At 69.2% G+C, this 14,101-nt stretch carries 12 protein-coding genes and 1 pseudogene; 3 read left to right on the top strand and 10 right to left on the bottom strand.

Going from position 1 to position 14,101, the window contains the following annotated elements; genetic code table 11:
* On the bottom strand, positions 1-871 hold an 871-nt coding region (locus tag AMK24_RS30725), incomplete at its 3' end, for a helix-turn-helix domain-containing protein (RefSeq protein ID WP_143203760.1).
* Positions 872-964: 93 nt separating this feature from the next.
* Between AMK24_RS30725 and AMK24_RS30730 the strand changes: the two genes are divergently transcribed.
* Entirely contained in the window at positions 965-3,640 is a 2,676-nt protein-coding gene (locus AMK24_RS30730) for a DEAD/DEAH box helicase (RefSeq protein WP_073772176.1), read from the top strand.
* An 81-nt stretch (positions 3,641-3,721) separates the two neighbouring features.
* Here the strand turns inward: AMK24_RS30730 and AMK24_RS30735 are convergent, their stop codons facing one another.
* The 7 genes from AMK24_RS30735 to AMK24_RS30765 form a co-directional block, all read right to left on the bottom strand.
* Positions 3,722-4,576 (bottom strand): hypothetical protein, encoded by an 855-nt coding sequence (locus tag AMK24_RS30735; protein WP_143203755.1) that lies wholly within the window; start codon positions 4,574-4,576, stop codon positions 3,722-3,724.
* A gap of 258 nt (positions 4,577-4,834) precedes the next feature.
* On the bottom strand, positions 4,835-5,293 hold the full coding sequence (locus AMK24_RS30740) for a hypothetical protein (protein WP_073772178.1): 459 nt from the start codon (positions 5,291-5,293) through the stop codon (positions 4,835-4,837).
* Between the two features lie 34 nt (positions 5,294-5,327).
* Positions 5,328-5,588, bottom strand: a complete 261-nt coding sequence (locus AMK24_RS30745) for a DUF6233 domain-containing protein (protein WP_143203756.1) — start codon at positions 5,586-5,588, stop codon at positions 5,328-5,330.
* A 189-nt stretch (positions 5,589-5,777) separates the two neighbouring features.
* Complete coding sequence (locus AMK24_RS35025; RefSeq protein ID WP_242435329.1) at positions 5,778-6,293, bottom strand: hypothetical protein; 516 nt, start codon at positions 6,291-6,293, stop codon at positions 5,778-5,780.
* Between the two features lie 79 nt (positions 6,294-6,372).
* Positions 6,373-6,612 carry a hypothetical protein gene (locus AMK24_RS35030; protein ID WP_242435330.1) on the bottom strand — a complete coding sequence of 80 codons (240 nt, stop codon included), beginning with the start codon at positions 6,610-6,612 and terminating at the stop codon, positions 6,373-6,375.
* A gap of 255 nt (positions 6,613-6,867) precedes the next feature.
* Positions 6,868-7,134, bottom strand: a complete 267-nt coding sequence (locus AMK24_RS30760) for a hypothetical protein (protein WP_073772180.1) — start codon at positions 7,132-7,134, stop codon at positions 6,868-6,870.
* A gap of 152 nt (positions 7,135-7,286) precedes the next feature.
* Entirely contained in the window at positions 7,287-7,913 is a 627-nt protein-coding gene (locus AMK24_RS30765; protein ID WP_242435331.1) for a potassium channel family protein, read from the bottom strand.
* A gap of 285 nt (positions 7,914-8,198) precedes the next feature.
* On the opposite strand from AMK24_RS30765, the gene AMK24_RS30770 reads away from it, so the two are divergent.
* A complete protein-coding gene (locus AMK24_RS30770; RefSeq protein WP_079190723.1) occupies positions 8,199-8,822 on the top strand; it encodes a CBS domain-containing protein in 624 nt (207 codons plus the stop codon).
* A 123-nt stretch (positions 8,823-8,945) separates the two neighbouring features.
* Positions 8,946-9,638 (top strand): response regulator, encoded by a 693-nt coding sequence (locus tag AMK24_RS30775; protein WP_073772181.1) that lies wholly within the window; start codon positions 8,946-8,948, stop codon positions 9,636-9,638.
* A gap of 6 nt (positions 9,639-9,644) precedes the next feature.
* On the opposite strand, the pseudogene AMK24_RS30780 reads toward AMK24_RS30775, so the two are convergent.
* Both AMK24_RS30780 and AMK24_RS30785 read right to left on the bottom strand, forming a co-directional pair.
* Positions 9,645-11,392, bottom strand: a pseudogene (locus AMK24_RS30780) (GAF domain-containing protein).
* A gap of 59 nt (positions 11,393-11,451) precedes the next feature.
* Positions 11,452-14,100: a cation-translocating P-type ATPase gene (locus AMK24_RS30785; protein WP_073772182.1), complete on the bottom strand. Its 2,649-nt coding sequence runs from the start codon at positions 14,098-14,100 to the stop codon at positions 11,452-11,454.
* Position 14,101 lies beyond the last annotated feature (1 nt).

Genomic DNA, 14,101 nt, shown 5'->3' on the forward strand with positions numbered 1-14,101 from the left:
AGGCGGGGCGGGCCTCCCAGATCTGGTCCGGCTCGCGCTTGCTGGGCTTGTGCAGGATGTCCGGCAGCGCCGGGTAGGCGGTGTATTCGTAGCGGGCGGTGGCGCGGGTTTCGTTGAACAGGTGCATCACGTCGGGAATCGCCCGCTTGACCAATGCGGCCAGCGCGGCTTCCTCGTCCCCGCCGGCGCGCTCGGCCTCCTGCTCGACCGCGCCCCGGATCAGGCCCATAAGGTCCGCCTCCGCGCGCTCGGCCGACTTCGAGCGGCGCTGCGGGCGGGTCGGCACCCGGGCCGGGACCGGTGCCACCGAGGCAGGGGCTGCCGAGGCCGGGGCTGCCGGGGCCGGGGCGGTGGGGGCGGGCTGGCACAGGGCCCCGGCGTGCAGCGGGCGGCCGTCGGTGGACTGGTAGGTGGTTTCGACGCCGCAGCGCACGCACGGGCCGGGGTCGCCCTCGATGGCGAGTCCGTCCGAACCGCGCAGCGTCTCCAGGCTGGTGAACGCCGCCGGAACGGGCGGGGCGGGTGTCGCAGGCGCCGGGGTGGGCGGGGGCGGGGTGGCGGAGGACGCGGCGCCCGCCAGCAACTCCGCGACTGGGTCCGGGCCCTGGGCGGCAGGTGCGGGGGCGGGGTGGAGCTGGGCCAGACCCTCCAGCAGTTGCAGGTAGGGCAGGCGGGCGGGCGGGGTGGGGGTGGATCCTCCCTCTCGCTCCCAGTTCTGGACGGTGCCGCGGGAGACGCCGACCGCGGCGGCGACCTGGTCGCGGGTCAGTCCGGCTGCCTCGCGCAGCCGCAGCCGCTCTTTCGGGGACGGCATCGCCTTGGCGAGCCTGGCCTCTTCGAGCAGCGATTCGACGCTGATACCTTCACTCATGAAAAAACCGTACCACACTTACCCAGCATTTGGTGCTACATTGTTCAGCAGTTACACACGCATTGGTCGCCGCGTAGCGAGGAGCATAGGAGCATGCAGCAGACAGCACAGGCGAACCCGGGCGGGATCACTCTCCGGCCCCACCAGGTCGAGGCGGTGGAGACGACCGTGCGGGGACTGTCCCTGCCTCTGGACGGAGCAGTACCCGTGGGCGGGCTGCGGGGCCAGGTCCACATGGCCACCGGCACGGGCAAGACCATCGCAGCGGCCGTCGCCGCCCTGCGCCTGTGCCCGAACGGGGTGATCGGCGTGCTCGTCCCGACGCTGGACCTGCTGACGCAGACGGTCGAAGCGTGGCGCACAGCCGGGCACCAGGGCCCGGCCGTCGCGGTGTGCTCGCTGGGCGCGGACCCGCTGCTGGAGGCGCTGGGGGTGCGGTGCACCACCAACCCGACCCAGCTCGCCCTGTGGGCGTCGACCGGCCCGATGCTGGTGTTCGCCACCTACGCCTCGCTCGCCGGACAGGGAATGGCCGATGACCAGGGTGCCGACGACGAGTCCGCCGGGGTGCTGGAGCTGGCGCTGCGCGGCCAGTTCGGGCAGCAGATGGCGTCCTTCGACCTGGTAGTGGTGGACGAGGCGCACCGGACCTCGGGAGTCGGCACGAAGGCATGGGCGGCCGTTCACGACCAGGCGCGCATCCCGGCCGCGCGGCGGCTGTACATGACCGCGACCCCGCGCCTGTGGGCCCCCGGCCCCGCCGCGGACACGCCCGAGGACGAGGAGGACACCGCCCCGGCCGCCACCGCACCCGGCGGGGCTGAGGCGCTGGGCGGGCGACTCGTCGCCTCGATGGACGACACCGACCTGTACGGCCCCGTCCTCCACGAGATCGCGCTGATGGAGGCGGTGGAGCGGGGCATTCTCGCGCGGTTCGAGATCGACGTGCTGGAGATCCACGACCCCTCCCCGCTCAGCGAGAAGGCCACCGACGAGGAGCGGCGCGGCCGGCGGCTCGCCGCCCTCCAGGCCGCGCTCCTCACGCACGCCGATGAGACCGGCACCCGCAGCTACATGACCTTCCACTCGCGCACGCTGGAGGCGATGAGCTTCGCCCGTGCGATGCCGGAGACGGCCGCGAGGCTGCATGCGGCCGATCCTGTCGCCTACCCGGCCCGCATCGGCTCCGACTGGCTGTCCGGGGAGCACCCGGCCGCTCACCGCCGCGAGGTCCTCACCCGCTACGCGGACGGCCTCGACGCCGAGGGGTGGGTCAGTGAGCTGTCCTTCCTGGCATCCTGCCGGGTCCTCGGAGAGGGCGTCGACATCCGCGGTAAGCGCGGCGTCGGCGCGGTCGTCTTCGCCGACACCCGCTCCTCCCCGGTGGAAATCGTCCAGATCATCGGGCGGGCCCTGCGCCAGGAACCCGGCGAAGGCAAGGTCAGCCGGATCGTGGTGCCGGTCTTCCTGGAGCCCGGGGAGGACCCCGGCGACATGATGGCCTCCTCCAGCTACCGGGGCCTGGTCGCGATCCTCCAGGGCCTGCGCGCCCACGATGACCGGGTCATCGAGCGCATGGCCCTGCCCACCACCACCGCACGCGGAGACGTCACCTCCGTACTCGCCCTCGATCCGCAGCACACCCCCCTCGACGACACCGACGACCAGGACCAGGACCAGGACGACCGGGCGGGCGCCGCCGACGAGGAGCCCGTCACCGCCGACCAGGGCGGCGAGGACCAAGGCGGCGAGGAGACCGACGCGGCCCCGGGCAGCGCGAGCAGCACGACGCCGCTGCTGCGGTTCTCCCTCCCCCGCGACCCCGAATCCGTCGCGCTCTTCCTGCGGACCCGTGTCCTGCGCCCGGACTCCGAGATCTGGCTCACCGGGTACCAGGCGCTGCGCACCTGGGTCCGCGAGCACGGCCACGCGCAGGTCCCCGGTGAGACCACCGTCGAGCTGGGCGACGGCAGCACTTTCGGGCTGGGCCCCTGGGTGGCCCGGCAGCGCCAAGCGTTCAAGGCCGGGGTGCTGCGGCCGTGGCGGTATGACCTCCTGGCCGAGATCGGCATGGTCTGGTCCGTCGCGGACGCCGACTTCTGGCGGGTCCTCACCGCCGCCCGGACCGCCTTCGAGACCTACGGAACACTCGCCCTGCCCCGCTCCCTCGCCATCGACGGCGTACGCATCGGCCAGGCCCTCGCCAACTACCGCCGCAGCCTCGGCGCTGACCCCGCACGGGCCGACGAGCGGCGCCGGGCGCTGGAGGCGATCGACCCGGAATGGAACCCCGCCTGGCCGGCGGACTGGCAGCGCCACTACGCCGCCGCCCGCGACCTCCTGGCCGAGGAACAGGGCGCGATGCGCGCGGCCGACGTCCTGCCCGGCATCACCGTGAACGGGCTCGACGTCGGCGCCTGGCTCACCCGACAGACCGACCCCACCGTGTGGGCGGACCTGATCCCCGAGCAACGCACCCGCCTGGAAGCCCTCGGCCTCACACCCCCGGCCCCGGCCGCCCCGGTGACGACCCCGGCGGTGAAAGTTTCTGCGTTCGAGCGGGGGATTGCCGCGCTCACCCAGTACGCCGCCCGGGAAGGACACCTGAAAATCCCCCGCCAGCACACCGAGACCGTTCTCATCGACGGCCAGGAACACGAGGTCAAGGCCGGTATTTTCCTGTCCAACAGCAAGGCCCGCCGCGCCAAACTGACGACCGGCCAGCGCGAGCAGCTCGCCGCGCTCGGCGCCGACTGGGCCACCACCTGACATTCAGCCATGCACCCCGCCGTCCCGTGCCCCCGGCCCCGCCGCCCGGGGGCACGAGTTGCTTCAGGGACGATCAGTCGGCTACTTCTTGCGTACGTAGCCTTTCGAGACCCAGTGCACGAGCAGGGCAGCGGCATGCACAGCGGTCTCGGCCGCCTCCTGCGACACCGGAGCGCTCGTGGGCCCGCCCGCGTGCCTGTCCCGCTGGCCATGCCAGAGCAAGTTAAGGAGTTCCACAGCCGCATCGATGCCCGCGGGTGCGCCGGCACGGTCGCTCACCGCCATCACGTACTTCTTCCGACCCTGGTCCAGGGTGGAGCGCACCTTGCCCAAGGTCGGCTCCAGCTCCTTCGGCAGGAAGACCGGGTTCGCCACCGCCTCCACCGCCTTCACGGCCTGGGAGTACGCGACGCTCGGGTCCGGCTTGATGCCGTACGCGGCGACGAAGGCTTCTCTAAGGTGGGCGCCCGCGTCCTTCTGAAGCTCTTCGGCAGCCTGGATCGCCTCGTCCAGCGTTCGGCGGAGAGTCTCCTCGACCCGCAGGCACAACCCGTCCCCGTCCGGGGTGATGGTGTACGCCGAACCGCCCATGATCAGAACGGCACCAAGCCTCGACCGCATGAACGCCCCTAGCTTGTGTGGGGACGGGTCCTCTCTGAAGAGAATGGCGAGTGCTGCGTCCACAATCTCGATGAACAGCATCTCGTCCTCGGACTGCACCTGCGTCAGCGCGAACAGAGGTCTGTCGCTGCTGAGCACCGTGGATGGCAGGCGAAGACGTAGGCAGATCTCTTCCACCACGTCGAATTGCCGACCGACGTCCCCGACCCACCGTCTCACCGGCACCTGGAGGTGATCGGGAAGCCCTTCGAAGAGCACTTCGGGCTCGGTCTTGCCTGCGAGGCGATCCGTGAACCGCCGCCATCTCGTAGTCACACAAATGAGCTTAGAGCCCATCAGACGACGGGAGTTCGTGTTTTTCGGGGCAATCTCAGGGCCCTTGGCAAGAAGCCTGGTGCCGGGGCAGGGCCGCCGCCGGCACCAGGGGCCCGGGCCGTACTCCGGGGACCCGGACCTGTCCCGCACACCCATACGGCGCGGTCTGCCCCAGACCCTATCCGGCGCGGCCGGGCCCAGTGCCCAGTTGACCGGGTCTCGGTCGTGAACCGCCCCTGGGGCCAGGTGCCCTCGCCGCTACCCGCAGTTGTCCGGCTGGAGTGAGTGGACCTTCGTCCGCGCGAGCGTGGTGCGCCTGAGCACCTGGGCCCGGATGAGCCGGACCGTGGGCGGGATCGGCAGGGCGACGAGGCCGGGGCACCACCGGAGCCACAGCGCCAGATGGCCAAGTTCGGCCGCCTGGACGAGCTTCTCCAGCGACCACCGCTTCGTGCCCCGGTCCACCTCGATACTGATCGGCCGCCCCCTGCCCGACCGGTGGTGCAGTTGCAGGTCGAGATGCCCGATCCGGTGCTGCCGGGTGGCGGCGGGCAGCGGCACCTCCCGCCGGACGTCATACCCGTGGCCGGTCGCCCAGTCGGCCACCGAGTCGGTGAAGAAGGCGGTCACCTCGGCGGCGGACAGGTCACTGAAATGCTGCTGGTTGAGCCAGGCCCGCAGGGAGCGGGCGGCGGCATCGAGCCCGGCCTCTGTCATGAGCGACAGTCTGCCCTGCGGGACTGACAGCTCGTCACGGCGTGAGCACGCGGTCCGGGCGGCACACCTCGCACGCCTGGACGCCCTCGGCCAGCTCGGCGCGAGACTCCCTCGCGCTGACCGGCCGCAGGGCCGCGCCCCGGGCCCAGCAGTCGCCGCGGTGGACCTCCGGGGCGGGGATGCCGATACCCGCGTCCGCGATGCCCCAGGCGGCGTTGGCGGACCCGGGGGCCCGGCAGACGGCAGAGGCCCGGCCGGGGGTGCCGGGCCCGGGCGGGCGAGTGTCGGAGCGCACCCCAGACACAAGGACCGAATCCGTCAGAAGCAGCCGCTCAACTTTCTCTGAGAACCACTCAACCTTCATTACGACAGGTCAACGTGCATGTCCGTCAGCTCCGGACGGTGACTCGCGGGCCCCTCCAGCACCACCACGCACCAAACAGGGGGCCGGCCCACGGAGCGGCCTCCCTTGCAGGGTTCGGGGTCAGGGAGCCCCGGACGGTGCCCACGGGGCGCCGTCCGGGCGGGCGGCGTGGTCGAGGAGGGCGCACTGCCGGGCGAGGAGGCCGTAGAGGATGGCGGTGCCGGGATCGTTGGTGAGCAGCTGCACGGCGCCGGTGACGGCGGAGGCCACCACCAGGAGCCGGACCTGCTGGTCCAGGGTCAGCCAGTGCGCCTCGGTGACCACCCGGGGCACGGCGGACAGACTCTCCATCGCCTCAAGGTCCGCGCCCGCGGCACCCTGGACCGGCCTGCCGTCCGGGTCCATACGGTCGCAGTCCTGCGGATCGAGGGCGCGCATCACGCTCTCCACCGCCTCGGGCAGGTGCCGGGCGAACCAGACGCTCAGCGGGGTGGGCGCCTGCGGGCCGGGCAGGGAGCGAACCCATGCCGCCGCCCGGCGCCCGGACGCGGCCGCCGCGGCGAGCGCTTCGGCCTCCCCCTCCCACGGCTCGTACGGCGGATCGGCGGGGACGGGCAGGTGGGAAATCGTCGTCATGACCGGTTAACCCCGGCCGGGGCCCCGAGGGTGCGGGCGGCTCTCATCTCACGCCCGCCCGCTCACCACGGGCGGTCAGTCACTTGAGGGTGACGCACGCCTTCGTCGTCAGGCCCCGGAACTCGACACAAATCCGGGTTCTGCGCGGGTACTTCGGCCCCGTGCGGCCGTCCTTCCCCCAGGACGTTTCGACGTGGCTGCCGACACGGGACGCCCGCTTCCAGCCCCCGCCCACCTTCCATGCGCCGCCGGGCTTCTTGAGCGTCCAGCGGGCGGTGCCGGAGCGGACACCTTCGCGGGAGGCGTAGACCCAGCCCACCCCCTCGCCGCGGCGCCGCGCTTGTGCCAGTGGTGAACCACCGCGCCGGGGCGACACCCTGGCCCCGGCCCCGCGCAGTCACGGACCCGGGTGTCGACGTACCGTGCGGCGGCCGGCGCAGCCGACACCGCGGAGGCGGGAACCGCCGGGGCCAGGACAGCGGCCACAGTCACAGCGGTGGTGAAGGTGATCTTTCGTTTCATGGACGGCTCAACCCGCCCAACTGCCCCCGCCATCACGGGCGGCGGGAGCGGTTCACTCAGTCGAGGTCGGCGCGGCCAGGGTGACCGCGAGTACGAGGTGGGGTGCGGCGGTCAGGCACAGCTCGGCCGCTGTGCTCGGATCGGACGCGGCAGCGGTACGGGCCAGCGCCAGCAGCCCGCACACCATCGCGGCGTCCACTGCCTGGTCGAGGACCTCTTCGACGGTCAGCTCGCCGCCGGCCGTCAGCTCCCGCACCAGCGCGACGGCCTGCGCCGGGTTCTCTCGCCAGCGGGCGGCGACCTCGCCCCCCGAGCCCATTCAGGTCGATCATGGCGCCCTGCCCTGCGGTGGGCATACGAATCAGCGAGATAGTTGGCATTTTGGTACAGCGCAGGTAACGGAGCGTTCCCCGCCGCCGCATGCGGCGCCTCCGCCTCAAGCCATGGTTGAAGCCACGGGTACCATCGCGGTCAGGCCTCCGGATTTTCCCCTGGCACAGTTCTGGCGCGAGCCGGATCCATCGGCTCCCGGTGCTGGCGGTTCAACCCCGCCTGCACGGCGCTCGTCAGCACCCGGGCGGCGACACCGACGAGCAGCAGTCCCCCTGCCATCTGTGCCATCGTAAAAACCCGCCCCGTCTGGGAGCGTGCCGTGATGTCGCCGAAGCCGACAGTGGCGAACGTAGTCAGGGTGAAGTATAGCGCGTCTGTCCTGTTCAGCGCCTCGCTGAATGATCCGGGCTCGGAGCGCTCCAGCAGGTAGTAGGAGACGGCGAAGAGGACCAGGAAAAGCACCAGTGTCGCAGCCAGACCCTCCACAGCTCTCAGACGTGGGAAAGGGGAACGCGTGATAGCCCGCACCTCCCAACAGAAGACTAGCAAGACGACGAGCAGGCCAGACACCAATAACACCGCCGTACCAGTCGTGAGTCGCTCGTCCAGAGGCAGAAGGTAGTAGGCGGTGACAAGCCCACCAGCGACGGACACAGCACGCGCAACCGCTATTACCGCTGCCCTTCTGCGAGAACAATGCGCAGCATCGGGGACTGGCTCTGACGAGGTGCCGCCCCGGCCGCATCCGAAGGTCTCTTCGCTCATCTCATGTCTCTTCATCTCGTCCGCGCCCCGATAAGCGAATGTTCCCGAATCCCGCCTCTCTGCCTCGCCAACAGCACAGGATCACCCCTGACGGGTGATCCTGCCCCAAGGTCGACCCCCGAAAGTCGACGTACCCCCGCGTGATGCTTCGGAAAAAGGGAAAACGCCCCCGTCCCCGAAATCGGAGTCAGGCCGCAGCCGACTGGTGCGCGGCAGGGGCCGATCGGCCCCTGCCGCGCACTGCGGGGACAGCAGAGACTGGATAGTGACCAGGAGGAGGTCATCGTGGCTATCACTCCGCATACAGTCAGTGCCGTCATGTCCCACACCCCCGTCGCAGTCGGCAGCCATGCCTCTTACCGACAGGTGGTGGAGATCATGGCGGAATCGAAGGTCAGTGCGCTGCCGGTGCTCGCGGGCGAAGGACGTGTCGTCGGAGTGGTCTCGGAAGCGGATCTGCTTCCCAAGGAAGCGTTTCGCGAGGATGGTCCGCCTGCCGCCGCGGAACTCGAGGAAGCTTTCAAGGCTGCTGCGGTGCTGGTGGAGGACCTCATGTCCAGTCCGGCCGTCACCGTGCATCCGGACGCCCCGATCGCCGAGGCAGCCCGTATCATGGCGCGCAAACACGTCAAACGTCTCCCCGTGGTCAACTCCGAAGGCATGTTGGAAGGAGTTGTCAGCCGAGGCGATTTGCTCAAGGTCTTCCTCAGATCGGATGAGGACCTCCTCGCCGAAATCAGGAGTGAGGTACTCAAACTGATCTCACTACCGTCGGATCTCGACGTCACAGTGGAGGAGGGCGTGGCCACTCTGAAGGGCTCTTTGGCAGACCGTTCCATGGTGCCGATCCTGGCCAACGCCATTCGGGCGGTCGAAGGAGTGGTGGACGTACGAATGGATCTTGGGTAGACGCATCCCCTGCTCGGTTGTGTGACCGCGAAGGGCCGGTCCATCACATGAACCGGGACCGCCCCCCCTGGGACAATGCACAGGAGGGGCCTTAGCAGACGCATCCGATAGCAAGGACCGCAGATGGGTGACACACCGACTGACACCGGCACCGCCGTGACGCGCATTTTTCTGCTGGACGATCACGAGGTCGTTCGCCGCGGAATACGGGATCTGCTGGAGGCCGAGCAGGATCTCGTCGTCGTCGGCGAGGCATCGACGGCTGATCAAGCCCTGGCCCGCGGGCCGGCGCTGCGACCCGACGTAGCGGTGCTCGATGTCAGGCTGCCCGAGGGGAACGGCATTACTGTCTGCCGGGAACTGCGATCACGCATGCCCGACCTCGCGTGCCTGATACTCACCTCGTTCGACGATGAGGACGCTCTTCTCGACGCCATCATGGCGGGCGCGGCCGGATACGTGCTCAAGCAGATCAACGGTTCGGACCTGGTATCGGCCGTACGTACGGTGGCATCGGGGCGGTCGATGCTCGACCCGTCGACCACGGCCAGGCTCATGCGGTCCCTGCGCGAGGCCGAGGCCGATTCGTCGCCGGAGGACGAGAGGCTCGCGATCCTCTCCGAGCGCGAGCGTTCCGTTCTCGATCTCATCGGCGAGGGACTGACCAACCGGCAGATCGCCAAGCGGCTTTATCTGTCGGAGAAGACCGTCAAGAACCATATTTCCCGCCTGCTCGGGAAGCTCGGGGTCGAGCGCCGGGTGCAGGCAGCTGTCATTGCGGCAGAGGTCCGGGAGCATCAGCAGCGCGAGCAGTAACTGTGCTCACTTCGAGAATCGGTCAGGTCCGGCCGGGGCAATAGGTACCCGCCACTCCAGCACTGTGCCTCGGCGTGGAGGTGGCTTCGGGCGGAGTGACAGGGTGCCTCCCAGCCGCTCGGCCCGTTCTGTGAGGTTGCGAATGCCGCCGCGCCTACTGCCTTCGGGCCCCCGGAGACCGGCCCCGTCATCGCTCGTCGTCACGGTGAGAACGCCGTCGTCGGCGATGACTGAGACCTCGGCCCGATGGGCACGTGCGTGTCGGGCGACATTGCTGAGAGCTTCCCCGACAACCGCGACCGCGTGATCGGCCACCACCCGGGGGACATCGGTGTCGATCAGCCCCTCCATGCGGAGGGCGGGCGTGAATCCGAGCGCGGGAGTGGCAGCGTCCACCGCCTGGACTACTCGGGAACGGAGTTTCGAGCCCTGGCCTGGTGTCTCGTGCTCTCTGAGGCCGAAAATGGTGGTACGGATGATCTTGATGGTGGTGTCTAGATCATCAATGGCACGGCCTAGTCGCTCGGCTGCTTCCGGGTGCTCCACCAAGGGGCGGGCGCTCTGCAGCGTCATTCCGGTGGCGAACAGCCGTTGAATGGCCAAGTCGTGCAGATCTCGGGCGATCCGCTCACGGTCGGCCAGCAGGCTCATCCGCTCGGAGTCGCTGCGGTGGTCGGCCAGTTCGAGCGCCAAGGCTGCCTGCCCGGCAAATCCGGGCAGTGCAGTGATCTCCGCGCTCATGAACGCCGCCCTGTTCCGGACGCGCGCGAGGATCATGACTCCGTTCAGCCGTTCTTTCGTCCCCAGCGTGACAGCCACTGCGGGCCCGAAACCCTCCCACCGCTCGCGCTGTACCTGCACCCGTGGGTCGCTGCTGACATCCGCCACCGTGACCATGCCGTCTTCAGCAAGCGCTACTGCGGCAAGCGTGCCCCGGTTGCTGGGGAGGGTCACGCTCCGATGGCGCTCGGCCTTCTCCCCGAGAGCCAGTGACCCGGTCATCTCGCCGTCCGTGCCGATGAGGTAGAAGACTCCAAGGTCCGCCCTCGCTATGTCGACAGCCTGTTCCAGCATGTCTTCGAGAACCTGCGACTCGGACTCACCGGAGAGCAAGGCACGGGTGAGTTCGGAACTGGCGGTGAGCCATCGCTCTCTGATTCGTCTCTCTTCGTAGAGGCGGGCGTTCTCGATGGCTATCCCGGCTGCGACGGCCAGGGTCGAGACTACGGCTTCGTCCTCCGCGTCGAAATCTTCTGCCCCACGCTTCTCCGTGAGATAGAGATTGCCGAACACTTCGTCGCGCACGCGGATGGGCACTCCCAGGAAGGAGTGCATCGGCGGATGGTGGGGGGGAATCCCGCCGAGGCCGGATGGTCGGAGAGCTCGGGCAATCTCAGAGGTTCCGGGTGTCTGATCAGCTCGCCCAGGAGTCCGTGTCCTGTGGGGAGGCCGCCGATCTGTTGCCGCTTCTCCTCGTCGATGCCGATCGGAAGGAACTCGGCGAGTTTCTGGTCGCTGCCCACCACTCCGAGGGCTCCGTATTCGGCGTCGACGAGGGAGACCGCGGATTCGATGATGTCACGCAACACCTGGGGCAGGGCAAGTTCTCGCCCCACCGCCATGACTGCGTCGAGCAGGCCGTTCAACCGATCCCGGGCGCCCCGGACCTGGTCGATGTGCACCTGAAGCTCGTCGAGCAGTTCGTCGAGTCTCAGCCGCGGGAGCCGGTGATCGTCGTTACCGACACCGCCCATGGAGCACCTCCGACGGCTGCGAGAGCCACTCACGCACGTGAACCCGATGCAGTTCCAATCTAACGCTCGGACTCGTTCGCCTCATGTCGGGCCAGGGAGGCTCCGCGCTCGTGGAGGTGACGAGGATTCCCGGGACGGAAGGTGGCACGTGCGAGCCTGGCCGCAAGGAATCCGGCCGGGGCGCAGGCAGTGGCCAGGCCGGCGGCCCTCCACCCCAAGGGCTGGGTGTCCAGTACGGCACCCAGCGGCGGGAAGTAGAGAGCAGCCGCCGCCAGCAGGGCTGAGGCCAGGACGGAGGCCAGAAGGAACGGGTTGTCCAACGTCATCGGCCGATCCTGGAGGCCAAGGACTATTCCCAGCTGGGCGGCGAGCAGGGCCAGGAAGAGCACGCTCTGCCACGGCTCGTCCCATGCCTGAGCTATCAGTCCGGCACTGAGACTGACCACTGTGACGACAGCTGCTGTCAGCAACAACTGTTGCCAGGCACCCCCTCCCAGAATGTGCTGATCCGCGCGACGCGGAGGGCGACGCATTACACCTGGGGAAGCCGGCTCCGCTCCCATGGCCACGCCGGTCAGCCCGTGGGTCAGGAGATTGATCCAGAGGATCTGTCCGGCGCGTAGGGGCAGAGGGAGGCCCAGCAGCGGGCCGATCAGCATGACGAGAATCTCCGCCGCACCGCCCGCCATCCCGTAGACGAGGAAGCGCCGGATGTTGTCGAAGACCCTGCGTCCCTCTTCGATCGCGGCGACCACGGTCGACAGTTCGTCGTCCGTGAGCACCAGGTCCGCCGCTTGGCGGGCGACTTCCGTGCCCCGGCCGCCCATGGCGATGCCGATGTCAGCTTGGTGAAGTGCCGGGCCGTCGTTCACGCCGTCGCCGGTCATCGCGGTGATCGCACCGCGGGCGCGCCAAGCGGCCACGATGTCGAGCTTCTGTTGCGGATCCGTCCTGGCGAACACCCGCACCGCCGTGAGGTCGGGAACGCGGCCCGCGGCCACCTCCTTTCCGGTGACGACGTGGTCGGCGGTGGTGTTCGGTCCGAGCAGTTCGACGTGGTCGGCCACGGCGCTCGCGGTGGCGGGATGGTCACCGGTGACAAGTATCGGTGTGATGCCCGCCGCTCTGCACGAAGCCAGCGTGTCAGCCGCGTGTGGTTTGGGTGGGTCGCTCAATGCCACAAGGCCCAGCAGCCTCAGGCCCGACTCCCCGGCTGCGGCCGGTCGGGGCGTCTCCTGACGCAGGCCCGATGCGACTGCCAGCACACGGTAGCCGACCGCCGCGAGCCGTGCCGCTTCCGCACGAGCGAGACGTAGCGTCTCCGGGGAGTCGGTGAGGACCGTCGCAGCAAGGACGGCCTCGGGAGCGCCCTTCAGGCATACCAGGACGCCACCGAAAGGCAGTGCATGCACGGTGGTCATCCTCCTGCGGAGGCTGTCGAACGGTGCTTCTGCGATTCTGGGGTGGGTGGATGCCAGCTCCGTGAGATCCGGGCACCCTACTTTAATGGCTGCCGTGAGGAGAGCGCCCTCCATGGGGTCGCCGATGGCCTCCCAGCGGCTGTCGGGTGACGCGGAAGGCGGGGGTCGTAGGGCGGCGTCGTTGCATAGGGCCGTCGCTGTGAGCACTTCCTGTACCTCATGCCGTTCTGCGGGGCCCACAGGCCTTCCCTTGTTCAGAACGTCCCCCTCCGGTTCGTAGCCGACCCCCTGGAGTTCGACGGTGGTCAGGGGGGTCCAGACGTGCTGCACGACCATGCGCCCCTCGGTCAGCGTGCCGGTCTTGTCGGTAGCGAGCACAGATACCGAACCGAGCGTCTCCACTGCGGGTAGCCGACGCACCAGCGCGTGGCGGGCTGCCATACGCCGGGCGCCAAGGGCCAGGGCAAGAGTGACGACGGCGGGAAGTGATTCCGGCACCGCGGCAACAGCGAGACTGATGGCGGTCACTGCCATGGTTCCCGCGGGCAGCCCCCGTACGAGTCCCTGCGCCAGAACCAGTGCACACAGGACCAGCGTGACAGCCGCGAGCACACGTCCCAGGGAGGCGAGCCGCAGCTGAAGAGGCGTGGGCCGACGATGGTCGTCGAGAAGGGCGGCGATCCGGCCGAGGGCGGCGGCTCTTCCGGTGGCGGTGACGGTCGCGACCCCCCTGCCACGGACGACGACCGTTCCGGCGTGCAGCGACGTGGTCGCGTCCTTGTCCACGGGTACGGACTCTCCGGTGAGCATGGATTCGTCTACCAACAGCGCGGCTGCTTCGTCGATCGCGGCGTCGGCAGCGACGATGTCCCCCTCTGCCAGGAGGAGAACATCTCCGGGCACGACGGTGGCGGCCGGGACGTCACGGTCCGCATCTTCTCTGCGGACCCGGGCGTGGGGCGCGGAGAGCGCCGACAGAGCCGCCACGGCGTTGTCGGCTCTTATCTCCTGAGCGATACCCACGGTGGTGTTGACCACGATGACGAGTCCGATGACCACGGAATCGGCGTGATCACCGATCGCCAGGGTGAGGACGACGGCTGCGATCAGCACCATCATCAGCGGATCCCTGAGCTGCGCGAGCACTCTCGAGTACAGCGGGCGCGTCTTCCGGACGGCGACTTCGTTCCGTCCCACCTCGGCGAGTCGACGGGCAGCCTCGTCGTGGGTGAGTCCCGGCGTCCGACGGCGAAGGCCGGCGCCTGTCTCCCTCTCTGCAGGAAACATC

The sequence above is a fragment of the Streptomyces sp. CB02366 genome (assembly GCF_001905905.1).
Classification (GTDB): Bacteria; Actinomycetota; Actinomycetes; order Streptomycetales; family Streptomycetaceae; genus Streptomyces.